The sequence below is a fragment of the Christiangramia gaetbulicola genome (assembly GCF_003054225.1).
GTDB lineage: Bacteria > Bacteroidota > Bacteroidia > Flavobacteriales > Flavobacteriaceae > Christiangramia > Christiangramia gaetbulicola.
In genome coordinates this window covers 645,171-664,373 of the sequence record NZ_QBKQ01000001.1, presented here as the reverse complement: position 1 = coordinate 664,373, position 19,203 = coordinate 645,171, and the positions used below count along the sequence as shown (strand labels likewise).

The window sequence follows — 19,203 nt, the reverse complement described above, 5'->3', positions numbered from 1 at the left end:
TTTGATGAGGTTCTACAATAGATAAACTTTTGTTAAGTGAGTAATTCATCCCATCTGCGGTCGTCTAAACCTCCAGTCACTTAAAAAAATATTGATTTATGTCTGATAGAACTTATGAAATAGGCCTTAAGCCCGTAGAACTGGATAATGCAAATGAGGAACAGAAACAGATCCTGGAAAGAGCGAAGAAAGCCAATGGGATGATCCCGAATATGTATAAGAACATGGTGAATCTCCCGGGACTTCAGGATACTTATGATCTTGGTTACAAACATTTCCGGCAGCAAAGTGGTTTTTCTCCGGCAGAGCAGGAGGTCGTATTTCTAACTCTTAGCATAGATAATGGCTGTGGCTATTGTACGGCCGCGCATAGTTTTATTGCAGATAATATGTCTAAAACCCCTGAAGAGGTTACTAATGCTATTAGAGAAGGCAAAGAAATACCAGACGCTAAAATGAAAGCGCTTTCTGAGTTTACTAAAATATTGAATGAAAGCAGGGGGAATCCAACTCCCGAGCAGGCGAAAAGATTCCTTGATGCTGGATACGAAGAGGTTCACATTCTCGGGATCATCCTGGCACAGTCTGTAAAGACTATCAGTAATTATTCAAACCATATTTTTCATACCGAAATTGATGATGCTTTTGCAGGAAGAAAACTGGAAAAAGCATAGAAATTTTTGGAATCAACAACGAAAGGCTGGAATAGAACTATTCCGGCCCAATAATCAAATTTGACTAAGATGGGTTGATTTTTGAAAATCCAGCTCATTATTGGTCAGAATCAAAAAAGAATCATTTATGAAATTATTAGATACCTATAAATTAGGAGAATTAGAACTGGAAAACCGAATGGTAATGGCTCCGCTAACCCGCGCCAGAGCTACGGATAATATTCCCAATGATCTTATGCTCGAGTATTACGTGCAGCGGTCTGGAGCCGGATTGATCATTTCTGAAGGAACCGCACCCTCGGCCAACGGACTTGGATACGCCAGGATTCCTGGTATTTTTTCTGAAGAACAACTTGAAGGCTGGAAAAAGATCGTTGATGCGGTTCACGATAATGGATCAAGGATCTTTCTACAGATCATGCATACCGGCCGGGTTTCTCATGAATATAATATGGAAAAGGATGCCAGGATCATCGCTCCTTCGGCGGTAGCCCTGGATGGAGAAATGTATACAGATCAACATGGTCCGCAACCTTATCCAGTACCAGAAGTTATGAATCTTGAAGATATTAAGCAGGCCCAGCAGGAGTTCTTAACTGCCGCTAAGAATGCGATGAAGGTTGGTTTTGATGGGGTAGAGATACATTCCGCAAACGGCTATCTTGCAGACCAGTTCCTGAATACGGCCACAAATAAACGTGATGACGAATACGGTGGAAGTATTGAAAACCGAAGCCGCTTCACCCTGGAACTTGCCGAAATGATCTCTGCCGAAATTGGAAAGGAAAGAACAGGGATAAGATTATCACCTTTCAGCACTTTCAATGGCACTGAAGTCTTTGAAGAAATGGAAGAGCAATTCCTTTACCTGACCGATAAATTGAACGACCTGGGACTAACCTATATTCATTTGGTAGATAATTCTACCCTGGGATCTCCAGAAGTTCAAACCGATCTGCCTAAAAAGATCAGGGAGAGATTTGATGGCACTTTAATGCTGAATGGTGGTTTCACTAAGGAAAAAGCAGAGAATACTATACAGGAAGACTCTGCCGACCTGATTTCCTTCGGAAGGTCATTTATAGCTAATCCAGATCTGGTTTATAGGTTTGAAAATGATCTGGAGCTGAATGAGCCAGATTATGATACATTCTATACTCCGGGAGAAAAAGGTTACACCGATTATCCTTTTATTGAAAAAGAGGAAACAGTAGCCAAGACTATATAATAGAATTTGCCAGGACGCTTGAGAATTTCAAGTTTTCAGGTAAGTTTATTAGTAAAAGCCGGCCATTTGGCCGGCTTTTATATTCCTGTTTATAACTTTCATTTATTGAAATGAACCTGAAATTCTTTAATCGATCACTATGATCCCGGTTAGGAAAACAACCTCGACCAGCTCTCCATTTTCATATTTTTCTTCTTTAATAAAACCGGTTCCGGGAGCGTAATATTTCAATTCGTAAACATCCTCTTCAAAAGGATTAATGTCTTTGGTCACCAAAACATTTTCAAAGATTCCCAGATCGGTTTCTACCGTTTCATTAATAGCGATCACTTCAGCATAATCTTCAGCTTCCCCTTCATACCATTCCTGGTAATAAACCTGTCCTACGAAAGGATCTGCAGGCAGCCAGTAACCGGGTAAAGCTCCGTCTACTCCGGCTTCCCAGGAACCTTCAGTGCCAATAAAATTACCATCTTCATCATAGTTTTTTGATAATTCACCCATATACCAGAGATTTCCATCGTCATCCTGAGCCAGCCAGTCATCGGTATCTTCCAGGATCACGCCATCTTCCATGACATAATCACGTTGAATTATACTGTTAATTCCCATTACGACCCTGGTCTCTGCACGTCTTTCAATATAGATAACTTCAGACGCTTCATCTGGTAGTTCTCCATCCTCAAGTTCATATCCCTGGTATTCATAAATATAACCTGCCGGAGGTCCGTAATATGGATTGGTGATATTGGTTGGATTCGAAAATTCAGCTTCGTTTACATCAGGGAGCTCATCAGGAATTTCTCCATCGCCTTCCTCATCACAATTGAAGAAAATATGTTCGTATTCAATATTATCGTCTCCATCAAAATGGTCTTCGATATCATCCCGGCTCAAACTTCCGGTGATCACCATTTCTTCATCGAGCTCATATACACCTTCCCACTCCAGTAAAGTAATGGTGTAGTCTATGTATTCTTCATCGTCATCATATTCAGATAAATCAGGAAGGTCCACACAAACGGGATCGGCGAAATATTTATCAGTTTCATATTCGCCATTGTTGCTTATAATATCACTATATATGGTATTGCCCTCTATAGAGATATCTACAGAATACCTGGCAGGAAAATGCCTTCCATTCTCATCGCAATAGTTGGCAAAAAAGCAGAAGTTCCTGATGACAGTTGGTTCGATATCAAAGAATACATAGCCATATTCGTTCACCTCGCGATTATCAAAACATAGAACGGGAACGTCTGGAAAAGGTTTGCTGCCGGCCCTGAGGTTTATGCTCATAGGCATGGGAGCATCAGACATGGCGCCTAGAGGGCTACCTGCTTTAGGGGCAAGACACATTAAAGTCCCAGCCTCATCATATACCGCACAATGATCAAGAAAATACAATCCTGCCGGCATGGCCATTTCAGGTACATATTTAGTGAACATTTGCCCGGGAGCCAGATCTATACGAAAAGGTAAATCTGCAGAACCAACAACATCTCTGTCTCCCTGCTTGATTACGATTTCGATATAATACGGAGTGGTTTCTACGCAATCTGGTAATTCATTTTCCTGTTGTCTTGAGGTAGGATTGTTTTCCAGGCCAAGGACATTAATGTTTAGGGAAAGATCAATTAATTCCTTGCTTTGGCTTAGTTCTGGTGCTTCGTTTTCATCTTTACTGCAGGCCGAAAATAATGTGGCAGAGAGGAATACCCACATCAGCACTGATTGGAAATTTTTCATTGTTTATTGGTTTTATAATAGAATGGTTGTTTCTGCTTCCTGGAAGATCGGGGGATCGTAAAAACTTAAGCACAAGTAGCTAAGTCTAAAATTAGAGTTTAGATATCTGATTAGAACTAGGTGAAAACCCTGATTTTTTAATTGGTTTTATGTCTTTTAGATTAGAATCAGGATTATAAATGGATCATGAAACCGGCTTCGATACCAGTACTGTTATGGCCACTGTTAGGTATAGAAATATTTGCGTTGGAATTATGTCTTATGGTAGAGCGCATATCGAAGGACACATTGGTTATTCTATAGGAAAACCCAAGACCAACTACATTGGAAAATGCAAACCCGTCTTTTAGCCTGTTGGTAAGTTGTTCAGAATACATTGGGCCGGTAAAGCCAATGATATAGGAGCTGAAATTGTTTACTATCTCATACCTGATTCTGCCTCCAACATTTACCACATATTCCTGGAAGGATAATTCTACCGGTGTTTTTTGGGTGTTTAAATATTGAAAGTCTGAATAAAATATCCCGGATTCGAAATCAAGTTCATAGCTGAACTTTTTCTTTTTCGATAACAAATAATTTACCTGAATTTTATAAAACTCATTATCGTAGAGATATTTAGGATTATCGAATGGAGGCATGTTTTGAGACGCCTGCCCGTAATTAAAACCTACAGAAATTTTATTGGTCTTTTCATTTTCCTGGGAATATATAATAGACAAGAAAATATATTGAATCAATATGAAAATGTGCCATTTCCTACTCTGTGGTTTTGTTCGTAAGAGCTTAGGGTAATTCAATACTGGGGTTTTCAAAGGGTTTTAGCTCAAAAATAAATAGATTGGGGAATTTACTAGGAATATTTCTCCCTTATTCTATAAATCCATATAGGCGAATTCCGGTGAGTGTATTTCCTTCTAAAATTGATGCATGATTTTAAATATTTCCCGGAAAAGGAAGAGAGGACTATCAGAGATCAAAATGATTTAAAATAAAAAAAGCTCCAGATTTCTCTGAAGCTTTTTCTCGGTGCGGGCGATAGCCCCGACGCTTCGGGGGAACTTCCACACCTGTTTGATTTTTAATTTTGAGAATAGCGTAAATAAAAAAAGCTCCAGATTTCTCTGAAGCTTTTTCTCGGTGCGGGCGATAGCCCCGACGCTTCGGGGGAACTTCCACACCTGTTTGATTTTTAATTTTGAGAATAGCGTAAATAAAAAAAGCTCCAGATTTCTCTGAAGCTTTTTCTCGGTGCGGGCGAAAGGACTCGAACCTTCACACCTCGCGGCACTAGATCCTAAGTCTAGCGTGTCTACCAATTCCACCACGCCCGCATTTTAAGTTTCACAACACTTAGGACTCGTTGTGTTACCTGCTTAATTACCTAAGCGGGTGCAAATATAATTATACTTTTTAAATTTCAAATAGTGTTGGAAGAAAATATTGAAAAAATTTTGACCAAATTTTTGTGCGCTCCTGCTGGCTTATTTTAAGTTGCTGATTTTCAGAAATTAGTCTTTATGAGTTTTTTCTGAAAAAATTTTAAATTTTATAGCAGTCTTAAGAAAAGAGGAGTGTTACCGGCTATAGATTTCCGAAAGGTTCTTATTAACTTTACGCAAACTTGAAAAAATATAAATGGATTCAATAAAGGATTATTTAGAAAAGAATAAAGACAGGTTTATAGAGGAATTAAAGGAGTTGTTGAAGATACCTTCAATTTCAGCCGATCCCGCTTATAAAGGGGATATGCTAAAAGCAGCCGATGCGGTAAAAGTGAGACTTTTGGAAGCCGGTTGTGATCTTGCCGAGGTTTCTCCCACTCCGGGTCACCCTGTAGTTTATGCTGAAAAAATTATCGATAAGAATTTACCAACGGTGCTGGTCTATGGACATTATGATGTTCAGCCGCCAGATCCATTAGATCTTTGGGATTCGCCGCCTTTTGAACCGGTGATCAAGGAAACCAAGATACATCCCGAGGGTGCTATTTTTGCCAGAGGCTCCTGTGACGACAAGGGCCAGATGTATATGCATGTGAAGGCTATGGAATATATGACCCAGAATAATGAACTGCCTTGTAACGTGAAGTTCATGATCGAGGGTGAGGAGGAAGTTGGTAGTGAACACCTGGACTGGTGGATCAAGGAGAATAAAGATAAGCTTCAGAATGATGTTATTCTTATCTCAGATACCGGAATGATCTCTAAAGATACTCCGTCTATTACCACCGGCCTCCGTGGGTTATCTTATGTGGAAGTTGAAGTTACCGGGGCAAACCGTGATCTGCATTCAGGATTATATGGTGGCGCCGTGGCCAATCCTTTGAATATTTTAAGTCAGATGATCGCTTCCCTTACCGATGAGAATAACCACATCACTATTCCTGGATTTTATGATAAAGTCCAAAATCTAAGCGATGAGGAAAGATCAAAAATGGCGGAAGCACCTTTCAGTTTAGAAGAGTATAAAGAGAAGCTGGACATTAAAGATGTCCATGGGGAAAAAGGCTATTCTACCCTGGAAAGAGGTTCTATTAGACCAACCCTGGATGTAAATGGTATGTGGGGTGGATATATTGGCGAAGGTGCCAAAACAGTGCTTCCATCTAAGGCTTATGCAAAGATCTCCATGCGACTGGTGCCAGATCAGGACTGGAAAGAGATCACAGAATTATTCAAAAAGCATTTTGAAAGTCTTGCGCCAGATTCAGTAAAAGTTGAAGTTAAGCCTCATCACGGAGGTTACCCGTATGTGACTCCAATTGATACCGTAGGATATCAGGCGGCGAGTGCGGCTTACGAGGAAACTTTTGGAAAAACACCAATTCCTCAAAGAAGTGGAGGAAGTATCCCAATTGTTTCGCTTTTTGAAAAAGAACTTGATAGTAAGATCATTTTAATGGGCTTTGGTTTGGATACAGATGCTATACATTCACCAAATGAACACTTTGGGATCTGGAATTATTTGAAGGGAATAGAAACCATTCCATGGTTTTACAAGCATTTTACTGAAATGAGTAAAAAATAGTTTTACCTGTGGAGGCGTCACCCTGAACTTGTTTCAGGGTCTTTAAATTGAGAAGCTGAAACTAGTTCAGCTTGACGATAAACTAAAAATGCAGCGCGTCACCCTGTCCCTAAGCCTCGGGAGTTTCAGGATCTACTAAAAGGATTTTTTTTATAAATACCGGGGAATCAGATTTTTTAAAATTTGATTCCCCGTTTTGTTATCTTAGCGCCTCAAATTTTTTAACAACATGAACAAAATATTAAGTACCTGTTTGTTGGCAACCGCGCTGACTTTTGTATCCTGTAAAGAGGATAAGAAAGATTCAGACCTGGCTCAGACAGAAAAAACTTCACAGGAAGATTTCAATTTTAAAGCCGATGAATTTGCAGATCTTAAGATCCTGCGTTATCAGATCCCGGGATGGGAAAACCTAAGCTTAAAAGAGCAAAAACTTGTTTATTATTTAACTCAGGCAGGACTTGCCGGGCGTGATATTATCTGGGATCAGAACTATCGTCATAACCTGAAGATCCGTGAGGCTTTAGAGAGTATTTATGCGAATTATGAAGGCGATACATCTTCTGAAGATTGGAAAGCTTTCGAAACTTACCTGAAAAGAGTTTGGTTCAGCAATGGTATTCACCATCACTATTCAAATGCTAAATTGAAACCGGGTTTCAGCAAAGAATATTTTGATACTCTACTGAAAGAAACAAATACCGATCTTACGGGTGAAGCTTATGAAGTGATCTTCAACGATAAGGATGCTAAGAAAGTAAACCTGAATGAAGCAGATGGCCTTATTGAAGGTTCTGCCGTGAACATGTATGGTGAGGGGATAACTGCTGCTGAGGTAGATGCCTATTATGCTAACAAGAAATCTCCAAATCCGGAAAAACCACTTGCTTTCGGGATCAATACTAAGCTGGTTAAGGAAAACGGAAAACTGGTTGAGAAAGTTTATAAAAGCGGCGGACTATATGGAGATGCTATCGATGAGATCGTAAACTGGCTGGAGAAAGCTAAAGGAGTAGCCGAAAATGAAAAGCAGGCAAATGCTTTAGGTCTGTTGATCGAATATTATAAGACCGGTGATCTTCAAACCTGGGACGATTATAACGTGGCCTGGGTTGAAGCTACCGAAGGAAATATCGATTATATCAACTCATTTATTGAGGTTTATAATGATCCAAAAGGATATACGGGTTCTTACGAGAGCATTATCCAGATCAAGGATTTTGATATGTCTGAGAAAATGAGCGTGGTAGAAAAGAACGTCCAGTGGTTCGAGGATAACTCACCAATCATGGATGAGCATAAGAAGGATTCTGTAGTAGGTGTAACTTATAAGACGGTGATCGTTGCCGGTGAGGCAGGAGATGCTTCTCCAAGTACACCAATCGGGGTGAACCTTCCAAACTCAAGCTGGATTAGAAAAGCTCACGGTAGTAAGTCTGTTTCCCTTGGAAATATTATCCATGCTTACGAAAGTGCAGGCGGAACAGATAAGCTGAAGGAATTTGCATATGATGAAGAAGAGATCGCTCTTTCTGAAAAATATGGCAACCAGGCAGATAAATTGCATACAGCCCTTCATGAGGTAGTTGGTCATGCTTCAGGACAAATGAATCCTGGAGTAGGTGAAACCAAGGAAACATTGAAGAGCTATGCTTCAACGCTGGAAGAAGGTCGTGCAGATCTTGTAGGGCTTTACTATTTGATGGATCCTAAACTTCAGGAGCTTGGCCTTACAGATAACTATGAAGAGCTTGGAAAAGCCGCTTATAACGATTATATCCGTAACGGACTGGTAACTCAGTTGGTGAGACTGGAGCTTGGAGACGATGTTGAAGAAGCTCATATGAGAAACCGCCAGTGGGTGAGTGCCTGGGTTTTCGAAAAGGGTAAAGAAGAAGGTGTGATCGAAAAAGTTGAAAAAGACGGAAAGACATATTACGACATTAAAGATTACGCTAAACTTCGTGAGCTTTTTGGAGAGTTGTTAAGAGAGACTCAGAGAATTAAATCTGAAGGTGATTACGAAGCTGCCAAAAATCTTGTAGAGAACTACGGAGTGAAAGTAGATCAGGACCTTCATAAAGAAGTGCTTGACAGAAACACGAAATTCAAGTCGGCTCCATACAGCGGATTCATCAATCCGGTACTGGTTCCTGAAATGGATGAGAACGGTGAGATCACTGCAATTAAAGTGACTCAGCCGGAATCTTTTGAAAAGCAAATGATGGATTATTCCAAAAATCATAGCTTCTTAACTGAAAAGAAAGAAGCGAAAAAAGAAGAAGCTGTTGAGGCAGCTGAAATGTAATATTTCGTTCTTCTGAAATTATAAAGCCCGGCCATTGCCGGGCTTTTTTTTGGATTGGCCTTTTATTTGAAGCGGATATTTAAAGAAGTTTCAGTCGCGTTACCTTCGTTGTTTAATCTTTCGATATAGGTAAAATCAAAATTCCTTTCGGTTACATTTTCTTCGCGGCAGGTTACCAGGTCATTTTCCTCATCGTATTCTTCCGCATCATTTACCAGCATATTTCTTCCTTTGGCCAAATAAGCTGTTTTTAAGGGAAGTACAGCGCGATAGTTTATTCCAAATGGGGTTTCCTCAATTAGAACCTGACCTTTATATTTAACGCTGTAGCTACTATTTCTTTCTATACATTCGTTGGCAGTTAAGCTTATTCCTTCTGCATCATCTATATAAATTACAAATGGATTTTCAGTATACAGGTTGAATTCGGCAAGCCCGTTGGGCATGATCTTGTAATCTCCGGGTCTAAAGAATACGGCGACTACAACCACCCCGGTTTCGAAATAATGTGGGAAGAATCCGAAAACTCCTTGTTGTACGAAGAATGCGCCCTTACTATTTTCCGACATTTTATTGCTTTTACGATTGCTTTCAAGGCCCTCTAAAAATATTGGACTTTTTAGAAACTCATTCATGGCAATAGATAGCTCTCTGTTATCGGCGTCTTTGATCCCTAGAACTTCGATTTCTTCCAAGGGTTCCGGATTTTCGCATCCTATGAATAGAATCATAGCGATGAAAATTAAAATTTTGTTTGATTTCATGACTCCTGTTTTAATGGTTAAAGGTTTACCACAGGCAGGTCAGGATAATGGGATTCAAAAAGCAAGAATAAGATATAATTTTCTAAAAACTAAGAGCAGTTACCTTGTAAAATGCATTTATTAATGAAGTCCTTGAGTTATTAAGATCCCAGTTTTATTGTAAATTTTATTTCTACACAAAAATACGATAAATTACTGTAAATTAAGCAATTGTGATTAAAGTCTCATTTCTTTAAGGTGAATTTTAAATTGAATACTCAATGTTGTTTCTGCTGGAATAATTTAATTTAAAGATTTCGTCATTCCGTCCTGAAGCTTTGGAAGTTTCAGTATCAGTTTGTCATTTCGACCAACGTGAGAAATTTGTTCAAAAGAGATTTCTCATTCGCTTCGCTTCTTCGAAATGACACTATCTTAAAAATTAGTTTTCAAATAAAGTCTTTCCACTTTTTCCCTCGCCCAGGGTGTTCTTCTTAAGAATTTCAGGCTGGATTTTATCGTAGGATTACTTTTAAAGCAATTGATATTGATGCGATCGGCAAGGCCATCCCATCCATAATGAGCATGCAGCTTTTCCATGATAGTAGCCAGCTTTACTCCGTGAAGCGGATTGTTTGGTTGTTTTTCCATATTTTCTTTTTTGTCATTCCGAGGCAAAGCCGAAGGAATCTCATCTTGGTATTTGAGAATGCTTCGGTCTATTCAATCCATCGTAGTGACGTTTTAATTGTCATTTCGATCAAAGAGATAAATCTCTTTGAAGTTAGATTTCTCAGTCGTTTCAATTCTTCGAAATGACATAAAAAAGTCTCTGTTGGTTTAGAGATAGAAAATTGTCAATTAACCATTTTAAATTCTCTATTGAAACTATACTTTTTTGACAAATTTGGTAAGGATAACGATCTGCTGTCCTTCTACCTTGCCTTCGATCTGTTCGGCATTATCATGAACCAGTGATACCCTTCTTACTGCAGTTCCCCTTTTTGCGGTTAAACTAGAACCTTTTACATTAAGGTCCTTGGTTAGAACAACGGTATCTCCGGCTTCTATGATCGCCCCGTTGCTGTCTTTATGAATAATTGAATTTTCAGCATCTCCTTTCTGAATTCCAGCTTTTGCCCATTCCTTTACCTCCTCTTCCATATACATCATATCCAGAAGGTCTTGCGGCCAGCCTTCAGATCTCAATCTATTGAGCATTCTCCAGGCCATCACCTGCACCGCGGGCACAGTGCTCCACATAGAATCATTTAAACAACGCCAATGGTTAGGTTCGGTTTTTTCTGGATCTTCTACCTGGGTGTGGCAGATATCACAAATAAGAATTTCCTTTAGAAGTACCTGTTCAGGAGAATTCGGTATCTCGTAAACTTTAAGGGTTTCTTTGTTTCCGCAGAGTTCACAGGATGAATCACTGCGCTGTTTTAGGCTTTGTTCTAAGGTCATTTTTTCTGAATTTGGCTGCAAAGATAGTTTAAACTCAAAGTTCAAGTGGTCCAAATCATTAATTTATATTGGTTTGAGATAGTCTCAAGGAATAAGATTTGTTTTATCTCCCCTTCATTTCTTTTGCTCGTCCAAAAGAAACGAAGCAAAGAAAAGGACGCCTTTTTCAAGGAATTTTTTGGCAGAAATGCCAAAAACCGTTCTGAAATTTTCGCGGATAGACGATAAAAAAATCGTCCATCCTGGATCTCGAAAATTTCAGGACCTATTCTCCGAAAAAGGAATTATAAATCCGTTCAGTTGAAACTAGCTTTTGGAATGAATATACTCCATCACCCTTTTTTCGAGAATTGGTAAGGTCACAACCCCTTCTTCCAGGATGACTTCATGAAATTTCCTGATATCGAAATCAGCTCCTAAAGCCTCTTCCGCTTTCTTTCGCAGTTCACGGATCTTTAGCTCCCCGATCTTGTATGAAACAGCCTGTCCCGGCCAGGAAATATAACGGTCTACTTCGGTATTGATCTCGTGAATGGAAAGCGCAGTATTCTTTTTCATAAAATCGACAGCCTGGTCTCTTGTCCAACCCTTTGCATGAATTCCGGTATCAACAACCAGTCGGCAGGCACGCCACTGTTCGTAAGTCAGCTTTCCGAAGACCTCGTAAGGATTGCGATAAATTCCCATTTCTTCCGCCAGAAATTCCGAATATAATCCCCAGCCTTCACCAAAAGCGGAGATATAAAACCTCCTCCTGAATTCAGGGATCTCTTCTCCGAGTTCATTGTTTAAGGAGATCTGCAGATGATGTCCCGGCACGGCTTCGTGCGCTGTCAATGAGGGTAAAACATATTTTGGCCTGCTCGGCAGGTCGTAGGTGTTTACCCAGTAATATCCCGGCTGAGTGTCATCTGAAGCTCCAATATATCTTCCGGTGGTATACTTAGGAGCGATTGCCGAAGGAACTTCCTCGACTCCGTAAGGTTTCCGTGGAAGTTTGGTGAAATATGCCGGTAACTTCGCATCGATACGTTTAGCGATATCCCTGGCGAACATGAGCAGTTCCTCAGGGGTTTCAGCATAGAATTGTTCATCTGTTCTCAGGAAGTCAAAGAATTCAGAAAAAGAACCTTTAAAACCGGTTTCGGCCATCACCTTTTTCATTTCGGTATTTATCCTTTGAACCTCGTCTAGTCCGATATTATGAACTTCATCGGCACTGAGGTCTAAAGTGGTATAATATTCCAGCAGGTAATCATAATATTCTTCTCCGTTCGGGATTTCTGAAACTCCTAAAGCAGTCTTTGTTTTTGGATAATATTCGGTTTCAAAGAATTTTTTGATGCGTTTGAATTCAGGAATCACATTTTTGTTGATCGCTTGTTCAGCAGCATTTAAAACTGAATCTTTTTGTTTTTCAGATAAAGTGGAAGGCAGGTTTTCAAAAGGTTTATAGAAATAGCTGTCCTTATAATTATCAACGATCTGAGAATTATAGGTATTCTCGTAACCTTCGAATATAATTAGTGGCTGGGTAATTCCTTCCTTCAAACCTTCTCGCAATAATTTAAAATGCTGATCTACATACTCTGGTATTGCATTTAGTTTATTCAGATAGGCCCTGACCTGCGCATAATTGTTTAGGTCACGAATTTGATAATTCAGGCTGAGGTGAAATCCGGAATCAGACAAAAGCGGATTCAGATAAGCTTTGAATTCATAAGTTTTTACCGTGTTCTTCAGATCATATTTTAAGAGATCAGCAGATATTTTTTGAGATTCTGAAAGTTGAGAATAATCCAGTTCCTTTATTTCTTTCAGTAGTTTTTCAGCAAATTCAGCTTCTTTTTTGTAATGCTCTTCAGTATAGAGCCCAAGTGGATATTCAGAGCGTTTAAAAGGCTCGTGTTTCTGAAATTTATTAATGATCTTTTCTAGGGCTAAAGAATCTTTCTGAGCGTAAAGAGAGGTGGAAGAAAATATGAAAATGGCTAGAAGTGCCGGAAGCAATCGCATAAATAGAATTTTCCCTAAATATAAGAATTGTAAATTCTTTGGATTCTTATTCTTATTATTTCGTCACCCTGAATTTATTTCAGGGTCTCAATTTCGGTTATAGGCAGAAATCGGAGATTCTGAAACTCCCGAAACTTCGGGACAGAATGACGTCCTCGAAATTGATAATGCAACTTTTTATAGATCAATTTCCCAGAATGCGTGCCCAAAGTCTAGGAAGAAGGTTTTTGGCATCGGTCATTTCCTTTTCAGTTTCGGTGGCAGTTAGTTCTCCGTGCTCTTTGGCTAATTTGTAGCTGAAAATAAAGTCGGAATCAGGGTCTTCGATATCCATGTTGCCAAACCTGAGATCATTGAAATAGAGATCGCCATCATTTTCTGAAAACGTATACCAGCCATCACTTATCTGGATCAATCTGTTCAGGTTGGGATCATCAGCCAGTTCGCCGGCCAGGTCATAGTTTTTTGGGACGCTATAAAAATCTATTGGCTGCGTATCAAAAACTGAATAATTGCCGATAAGAAAAGCATCTTCAGTTTCAATATTCGCCGTCCATAAAATTGAATTTAGAGGTGTTGGCCTGGTGTCTATTCTTTCGTAGGTGATATTTTGCTCTTCCAGGGCGGCTTCAAACTTCTGAAAGGTATAGAGTTTTAACGCCGGAGTGATCACAAGCAAATAAATACTGCTCACAATGAGCCCAAGCCGGTTATATTTTCTTCTTTTAGGATCTGTCCGGTTAAATCTCATGGCCATGATAAGAAAGAACAGAAACGGAAGGGTGTAAAGCGGATCTATTACAAAGATATTCTTGTAGGCAAGCCTCAGGTCGAAAGGCCAGAAAAGCTGGGTTCCCCAGGTAGTATGCGCATCAAGTAAGGGATGCGTGAGCAAGCCCCAGAACATAAACCATGACCAGTTCTTCCAGGTAGCATCAGAATTAGATTCGATTTTTGAAATGATCCAGCCAAAAATGGGCGCAAAGAGTACCGCGAAAACTATGGAATGGGAAAAGCCACGATGAATTTCAATTGCCGTGATGGTATCAAAAAAGTTACCGACCAGCGTATCGAGATCTGGAATGGTTCCGGCAATTGCTCCGTAGAGTATTGCTTTTTTACCGACTTTCTTGCCAAGCACTGCTTCTCCAACGGCTGCTCCTAAAACGATCTGGGTTACTGAATCCATATTTGGTAAAGATAAGGCCCTGAAACTATTTCAGGATGACGTTTAAATAATAAAAACCGTCATGCTGAACTTGTTTCAGCATCTCATAATTCAGGAAACAGATCTCTTAAGTCTGGATTGGATTCTTTAATCAAATTCCACTTCCATTCCTTATGCCAATTTTTTAATTGCTTTTCTCTAGCAATGGCTTTATTAATATCTGTGAATTCTTCAAAATAGAGTAAATCTTCAAGATTGTATTTTCGGCAAAAGTCTGAACCTATTTTATTCTTATGCTCAGTCATTCTTTTGATTAGTTCACTAGCTATTCCGATGTAAAGTACAGATCGGTTTTTGTTTGATAGTATGTAGATATAACTAGTTTTCATTTATTAAGATAGAGACCCTGAAACAAGTTCAGGGTGACGTTTAGGTTCAGAAGAAAAATAATAAAAACCGTCATGCTGAGCGGAGTCGAAGCATTAATCATGATATCACATTTCGACTGCGCTCAATGTGACATAAGTCATCGCGAATGTAATGAAGCGATCTCAGGTTGAGACTACTCTAACCGCATTATATCTTCGAACAGACCTCACTGGTTTTAAAAACCTGTGAGGTTTAATTAACTTAATCTTCCACGATCTTCATCTTCCTCAGTAAAAAGGAAGCATTCATATTCTGGCAAACACCATCTTTTAAATGATAATCAAAGTGAAGTTCATTATTCACAATTTCAGCATCAAAATAGAAGTTCTTCACCTGCTCTAATTCCTGGCTTATCTCACATAAGCTCAGATCATGCGTCGCAATGATCCCGGTGGAATTAGTGCCTACCAGGCGCTGCACAAATTTCCTTGACCCTATCGCTTTATCGGTACTGTTGGTTCCTTTCAGGATCTCATCCAGAATGATGAAATAATCTTCGGTATGTATCTTATCCACGATAAATTTCAGCCTTTTTAATTCTGAAAAGAAATAAGATTCGTCATCGCCCAGGGAATCGCTGGTACGCATACTGGTGATAAGTTTGGTAGGAGCATAGCTGCAGGATTCCGCACAAACCGGAAGACCGATATTTGCCATCAAGATCTGCAGGGCGACCGTTCGCAGGAATGTACTTTTCCCGGCCATATTCGCACCGGTAATAATAAAGAACTGTTCACCATCGATCCTGAAATCATTATTAACGCGCTTTTGTGGATGTAATAATGGATGGCCTAAATTTCTGGCGGTAATACCTTCTCCTTTTTTCAGAATTTCAGGAAAATGATATGACTCGTGGTTAAAACTGAAATTCCCCAGGCTGTTGTAAGCATCGGTCCTTTCTACAGCTTCAAACCAATGTTCCACGGCGGTATGATGATGCTGAATCCATTTTTCCAATCTATAGCACTGCCTAAGATCCCAGAGGAAGAATCCGTTAGCGAAGATCCCGAAAAGGAAATTGTTTCGTTGGTCCAACGCATCTATGGCCCGGGAAAATTCCTTTAGAATGACGGAAGCTTTTTTAGATTCTGAAGTAATAGAATTCTTTACTTCTTGCATTAATCCTGATTCGAATTCTTCAGTTTCTAAGAAATCGAGTAACTGGTGATATTGCTGAAAAGTATCCTGCACCTTGCTTACAGTTCCAGACAGGTCATTGATTTTTTTCAGAAAAACTCCGGAAATAAGTATCCCAATGATAAACCATAATAGCACCTGAGAGCCGCCAATGATATCGAAATAGAATAGCGCCAGAACGGCAATGGATAATATTGAAAATACCGCCGGAAACCATTTTATATATTTCGGCACAAAACTCTTGTAATTCTGTATCCAGTTAAGGATGAATTTAGAATCGGTTTCGGTCTTTACCAGGGTAGCAGTGGCAGAATAATTCTGTCTCCAGTCGGCTTTTGAAGCCAATTCTTTTATTGCTTCCTGTTTCTTTAGAATATCCTCGGTTTTATTCGCGAGTAGAATTTTAGCGAGCCTGGCCTTTCCTTCTTTTAAAGCGGTTCTATTTAGAAACTGGAAGAATGATTTTCTGCCAAAAAGGTCGATGTCCCGGGCATACTCGTGATCCTCAGGTTCAAACTTCTTTCCGTCAGGCAGGTCAGAGAAATCTCTTGTTTTAAGGATCCTAAGTTCCAGTTTATTAATATCGATCAAAGCCGCCAGCTTGTCCCTTTCTTTTTTCAGATCTGTATGTCTGGAAATTAGAAATATGAAAACAGCTATAAGAGCTATTACAAGAGGCAATAGGATATTAATGTTACCAAAGAAAAAATAAACTGAGGCGCAAATTGCCAGAAAGACTATTAACCTTAAGGTGCTTGAAAAAGCTAATTTCCTGGAGATCTGTTTTTTTAATTCGGAGTATTTCGCCTGTCGCGAGGAGTAAAATTCTTCAGCTTTTGTCATTATAAATCTTCAAGTTCCTTTTTCAGCTTTGCGGTGAGGCCGTTAACTACAAGTTCGTAAGAATGGTCGATCAATTCAAAAACCAGTTTTGGATCCAGCCGACCGTCCAGAACCAAGGTATTCCAGTGTTGCTTATTCATATGATAACCCGGCAGAATATTGTCTTCATATTCTTCCCGAAGCTCTATGGCCCGTTCAGGATCACATTTCAAATTTGCCCTAAGCGGCACCTCGTCCAGGGAAACGATAGAAAACATCTTGCCCATCACCTTTAAAACGAGATTATCTGGACCAAAGGGAAGGCCCTCAGTAACTCCTTTTTTTGCCAGGCAATAATCTCTGAATGTGTCGATGTTCATGGGCCCGTTATTGCAAGGAGATTTCTCACTGCGTTCGAAATGACATTGGAAAATTTTGTCATTCCGATTCCGATGAAATCGGGCGAGGGATCTCTATTGGTTTTCAATCTTTTTATTTTCGTTATTTTCAATGGTCAAAGCTGTATAATCCAGTTTCCAGCCAATGGTTTCTACGATCTTTTCCATGAGAAGAATAGTATCCAAAGCTTCAGCTTTCGCTTTGTCCAGCAGTCCGCTTTGAGGGATCTTATCTACAATGGTCTTTTTCGCGTCACGGTTAATATCGGTTAGATCTGAAGTTGTAAACGGGTTTGCCCATCCTTCACGTTTGTCGTAATATTTGAAATCTGTTTCAATAGTTAACAGTTCTGGCTGTGGAAAATTGGTAAGGATGATCTTTTTATTCTCATTGTCACTATCCATCCTGATCTTACTCAGGTCGAAACCTACATGCGCTTTAGCGGTTACCAGGACAATGGCTTTTTTCTTTCCAAGGATAAGACTAAGATATTTTTCTTTCAGATTTTCATAATGATAGATCTCAGAAAAATCACCTTCCACGGTAATGAATTTGCATACACTTTTGATCTTATCCATTAAAACAACAGATTGCTCACTGGTCTTTGATTTTGAGCGTTCCTTATTAAAAGCTGCAAAAATGAAGTAAGCTGCCACGGCACCAACGGCCAGTCCTATAAATAGTAATTCCATATTATTTTCCTATTTCTCCCAGATGTGTAAATTTAAAGCCTTTTTCGAACTTTAATCCGTATCCAAGCAAGCGGTCAAAGCTGGAATGCGCGAACAGAATAATGCCGGCAACTTCCAGTTCCTGCAATTTAGGATAATATCCAGTTAAGCCAATAACAATCGCCAGGCCTTTATGGTGAAAGATATTATAGAAAAAAGCGCCCCATTTATTATTAAAAAGGTAGCCCAGCATTCCAACATCTGGCACGAAGAACAGGCCAATGAACCACCACCAGCTGAGGTCCTGAAGGCCAAACGCCCAGGTTGCCAGAAGGAGCATGGCAAGTTCTTCCAGTTTTAAGGTAGTTTTCATCACTCAATAATTTTATACAATACCGGCTTGCAGGGAGCGGCATCATTTTCAAAAGAAGCGGGTTGAAGATTTAAGAAGTAATCTCCGTCTTCGATCTTATTCGGAACATAGATCAATTCTGTAATTGTCGCATCAAACCTGGTGTTCTTAGGATAATCCCAGAAGGCCCGATGAGCAAGTAGCTTCCCTTCATCTTTTTCTCGGTCGACTGAAGGCTGATCGGTCAAAAAATGTTTAATACCTAATTCACGAATATAAGTCATGGCATCTTCCTCAATATATGGCCAGTTGGTATGCGAGTGATTTTTGGAGATCTTCCCGATATAATTCGGAAGTGTTCTCACTACAAGCGCTTCAGCATTAAAATCTTTTAGTTTCTTTTGCAGCTGATCTTTAGTGAAAACGAGATCAGTTCCTTTTTTCTGAGGTTCAATCGAAATAAGTTTAGCTTTGAAAAAGAAGGTTTTCAGATGCTGTTGAATAGTATGTGTTTCGCTGCTAATGTGGCCCACACATTCGGTGTGCGTAGCATGAGCATGTGGATTAAACCAGATATTATTGAAATTCACAGAAGACCCCTTACTTACCTTCCCGATAAAATCACCATCAATTACAGGTTCGATCTCCGGGTGCTTTAAATACCAGGCCATTGGATTCTTATTATCCCCGCGAAGACTTATGGAAATATCCAGTGGATGAGAGAAATCTATTTTATATGAATTTCCTTGATGGCTTATGTTCGCTAACATATTGTTTGATTGGTCCTAACAAATGTAGTATTGTTAGTTGATAATTGACAATGGACAATTGAGATTTATCTCGATTTTGATAAAATCGTCATGCTGTCCCGAAGCTTCGGGATTTTCAGCATCTTATGAGGCCCTGAGACTCCCGATATATCTTGATAGTAATGACTGGTATACAGCAGTGCGTCATGCTGAACTTGTTTCAGCATCTCAGGAGACCCTGAAATAAATTCAGGGTGACGG

General features: G+C 39.6%; 18 protein-coding genes and 1 tRNA gene. 5 read left to right on the top strand and 14 right to left on the bottom strand.

Features of this window, described 5'->3' with window-relative positions; all coding sequences use genetic code 11:
* Positions 1 to 98: 98 nt before the first annotated feature.
* Both C8P64_RS02955 and C8P64_RS02950 read left to right on the top strand, forming a co-directional pair.
* On the top strand, positions 99 to 674 hold the full coding sequence (locus C8P64_RS02955; protein WP_108170558.1) for a carboxymuconolactone decarboxylase family protein: 576 nt from the start codon (positions 99 to 101) through the stop codon (positions 672 to 674).
* Positions 675 to 801: 127 nt separating this feature from the next.
* Positions 802 to 1,902 (top strand): alkene reductase, encoded by a 1,101-nt coding sequence (locus tag C8P64_RS02950; protein ID WP_108171255.1) that lies wholly within the window; start codon positions 802 to 804, stop codon positions 1,900 to 1,902.
* 126 nt (positions 1,903 to 2,028) lie between these two features.
* Here the strand turns inward: C8P64_RS02950 and C8P64_RS02945 are convergent, their stop codons facing one another.
* From C8P64_RS02945 to C8P64_RS02930, 3 genes are all read right to left on the bottom strand, one after another.
* The gene (locus C8P64_RS02945; RefSeq protein WP_146167171.1) at positions 2,029 to 3,651 is read right to left on the bottom strand and encodes a hypothetical protein; all 1,623 of its coding nucleotides are present in this window, start codon (positions 3,649 to 3,651) and stop codon (positions 2,029 to 2,031) included.
* A 173-nt stretch (positions 3,652 to 3,824) separates the two neighbouring features.
* Complete coding sequence (locus C8P64_RS02940; protein ID WP_108170556.1) at positions 3,825 to 4,373, bottom strand: acyloxyacyl hydrolase; 549 nt, start codon at positions 4,371 to 4,373, stop codon at positions 3,825 to 3,827.
* A 530-nt stretch (positions 4,374 to 4,903) separates the two neighbouring features.
* Positions 4,904 to 4,985 (bottom strand) — tRNA-Leu (locus C8P64_RS02930).
* Positions 4,986 to 5,289: 304 nt separating this feature from the next.
* Between C8P64_RS02930 and C8P64_RS02925 the strand changes: the two genes are divergently transcribed.
* Entirely contained in the window at positions 5,290 to 6,681 is a 1,392-nt protein-coding gene (locus C8P64_RS02925) for a dipeptidase (protein ID WP_108170554.1), read from the top strand.
* Positions 6,682 to 6,910: 229 nt separating this feature from the next.
* Entirely contained in the window at positions 6,911 to 8,989 is a 2,079-nt protein-coding gene (locus C8P64_RS02920) for a dipeptidyl-peptidase 3 family protein (RefSeq protein ID WP_108170553.1), read from the top strand.
* A 62-nt stretch (positions 8,990 to 9,051) separates the two neighbouring features.
* Here C8P64_RS02920 and C8P64_RS02915 read toward each other — a convergent pair whose 3' ends face one another.
* From C8P64_RS02915 to C8P64_RS02865, 11 genes are all read right to left on the bottom strand, one after another.
* Positions 9,052 to 9,753 (bottom strand): hypothetical protein, encoded by a 702-nt coding sequence (locus tag C8P64_RS02915; protein ID WP_146167170.1) that lies wholly within the window; start codon positions 9,751 to 9,753, stop codon positions 9,052 to 9,054.
* Between the two features lie 414 nt (positions 9,754 to 10,167).
* On the bottom strand, positions 10,168 to 10,383 hold the full coding sequence (locus tag C8P64_RS02910; RefSeq protein ID WP_108170551.1) for a VF530 family protein: 216 nt from the start codon (positions 10,381 to 10,383) through the stop codon (positions 10,168 to 10,170).
* A gap of 237 nt (positions 10,384 to 10,620) precedes the next feature.
* Entirely contained in the window at positions 10,621 to 11,199 is a 579-nt protein-coding gene (locus tag C8P64_RS02905; protein WP_108170550.1) for a PhnA domain-containing protein, read from the bottom strand.
* A gap of 306 nt (positions 11,200 to 11,505) precedes the next feature.
* Positions 11,506 to 13,215: a DUF885 domain-containing protein gene (locus tag C8P64_RS02900; protein WP_108170549.1), complete on the bottom strand. Its 1,710-nt coding sequence runs from the start codon at positions 13,213 to 13,215 to the stop codon at positions 11,506 to 11,508.
* Between the two features lie 184 nt (positions 13,216 to 13,399).
* Positions 13,400 to 14,404 (bottom strand): metal-dependent hydrolase, encoded by a 1,005-nt coding sequence (locus C8P64_RS02895; RefSeq protein WP_108170548.1) that lies wholly within the window; start codon positions 14,402 to 14,404, stop codon positions 13,400 to 13,402.
* 83 nt (positions 14,405 to 14,487) lie between these two features.
* Positions 14,488 to 14,772 carry a GIY-YIG nuclease family protein gene (locus tag C8P64_RS02890; RefSeq protein WP_108170547.1) on the bottom strand — a complete coding sequence of 95 codons (285 nt, stop codon included), beginning with the start codon at positions 14,770 to 14,772 and terminating at the stop codon, positions 14,488 to 14,490.
* A 241-nt stretch (positions 14,773 to 15,013) separates the two neighbouring features.
* Complete coding sequence (locus C8P64_RS02885; protein WP_108170546.1) at positions 15,014 to 16,792, bottom strand: MutS-related protein; 1,779 nt, start codon at positions 16,790 to 16,792, stop codon at positions 15,014 to 15,016.
* Positions 16,792 to 17,151, bottom strand: a complete 360-nt coding sequence (locus tag C8P64_RS02880; RefSeq protein WP_108170545.1) for an MmcQ/YjbR family DNA-binding protein — start codon at positions 17,149 to 17,151, stop codon at positions 16,792 to 16,794. The genes C8P64_RS02885 and C8P64_RS02880 overlap by 1 nt, the downstream gene beginning before the upstream one ends.
* Before the next feature lie 93 nt (positions 17,152 to 17,244).
* Positions 17,245 to 17,862, bottom strand: a complete 618-nt coding sequence (locus C8P64_RS02875; protein ID WP_108170544.1) for a DUF4230 domain-containing protein — start codon at positions 17,860 to 17,862, stop codon at positions 17,245 to 17,247.
* A 1-nt stretch (position 17,863) separates the two neighbouring features.
* On the bottom strand, positions 17,864 to 18,214 hold the full coding sequence (locus C8P64_RS02870; RefSeq protein ID WP_108170543.1) for a DUF4260 domain-containing protein: 351 nt from the start codon (positions 18,212 to 18,214) through the stop codon (positions 17,864 to 17,866).
* The gene (locus C8P64_RS02865) at positions 18,214 to 18,963 is read right to left on the bottom strand and encodes a cyclase family protein (protein WP_108170542.1); all 750 of its coding nucleotides are present in this window, start codon (positions 18,961 to 18,963) and stop codon (positions 18,214 to 18,216) included. The genes C8P64_RS02870 and C8P64_RS02865 overlap by 1 nt, the downstream gene beginning before the upstream one ends.
* Positions 18,964 to 19,039: 76 nt before the next feature.
* Between C8P64_RS02865 and C8P64_RS16450 the strand changes: the two genes are divergently transcribed.
* Entirely contained in the window at positions 19,040 to 19,189 is a 150-nt protein-coding gene (locus C8P64_RS16450) for a hypothetical protein (RefSeq protein ID WP_156067601.1), read from the top strand.
* The last annotated feature ends 14 nt before the right edge of the window (positions 19,190 to 19,203 follow it).

Bases quoted from the DNA above. Each gene is read 5' to 3' on its own strand.
- C8P64_RS02895 (WP_108170548.1), bottom strand. From the start codon at position 14,404: ATGGATTCAGTAACCCAGATCGTTTTAGGAGCAGCCGTTGGAGAAGCA.
- C8P64_RS02890 (WP_108170547.1), bottom strand. From the start codon at position 14,772: ATGAAAACTAGTTATATCTACATACTATCAAACAAAAACCGATCTGTA.
- C8P64_RS02920 (WP_108170553.1), top strand. From the start codon at position 6,911: ATGAACAAAATATTAAGTACCTGTTTGTTGGCAACCGCGCTGACTTTT.
- C8P64_RS02955 (WP_108170558.1), top strand. From the start codon at position 99: ATGTCTGATAGAACTTATGAAATAGGCCTTAAGCCCGTAGAACTGGAT.
- C8P64_RS02950 (WP_108171255.1), top strand. From the start codon at position 802: ATGAAATTATTAGATACCTATAAATTAGGAGAATTAGAACTGGAAAAC.
- C8P64_RS02900 (WP_108170549.1), bottom strand. From the start codon at position 13,215: ATGCGATTGCTTCCGGCACTTCTAGCCATTTTCATATTTTCTTCCACC.
- C8P64_RS02885 (WP_108170546.1), bottom strand. From the start codon at position 16,792: ATGACAAAAGCTGAAGAATTTTACTCCTCGCGACAGGCGAAATACTCC.
- C8P64_RS02865 (WP_108170542.1), bottom strand. From the start codon at position 18,963: ATGTTAGCGAACATAAGCCATCAAGGAAATTCATATAAAATAGATTTC.
- C8P64_RS02945 (WP_146167171.1), bottom strand. From the start codon at position 3,651: ATGAAAAATTTCCAATCAGTGCTGATGTGGGTATTCCTCTCTGCCACA.
- C8P64_RS02925 (WP_108170554.1), top strand. From the start codon at position 5,290: ATGGATTCAATAAAGGATTATTTAGAAAAGAATAAAGACAGGTTTATA.
- C8P64_RS02905 (WP_108170550.1), bottom strand. From the start codon at position 11,199: ATGACCTTAGAACAAAGCCTAAAACAGCGCAGTGATTCATCCTGTGAA.
- C8P64_RS02880 (WP_108170545.1), bottom strand. From the start codon at position 17,151: ATGAACATCGACACATTCAGAGATTATTGCCTGGCAAAAAAAGGAGTT.
- C8P64_RS02870 (WP_108170543.1), bottom strand. From the start codon at position 18,214: ATGAAAACTACCTTAAAACTGGAAGAACTTGCCATGCTCCTTCTGGCA.
- C8P64_RS02910 (WP_108170551.1), bottom strand. From the start codon at position 10,383: ATGGAAAAACAACCAAACAATCCGCTTCACGGAGTAAAGCTGGCTACT.
- C8P64_RS02875 (WP_108170544.1), bottom strand. From the start codon at position 17,862: ATGGAATTACTATTTATAGGACTGGCCGTTGGTGCCGTGGCAGCTTAC.
- C8P64_RS02915 (WP_146167170.1), bottom strand. From the start codon at position 9,753: ATGAAATCAAACAAAATTTTAATTTTCATCGCTATGATTCTATTCATA.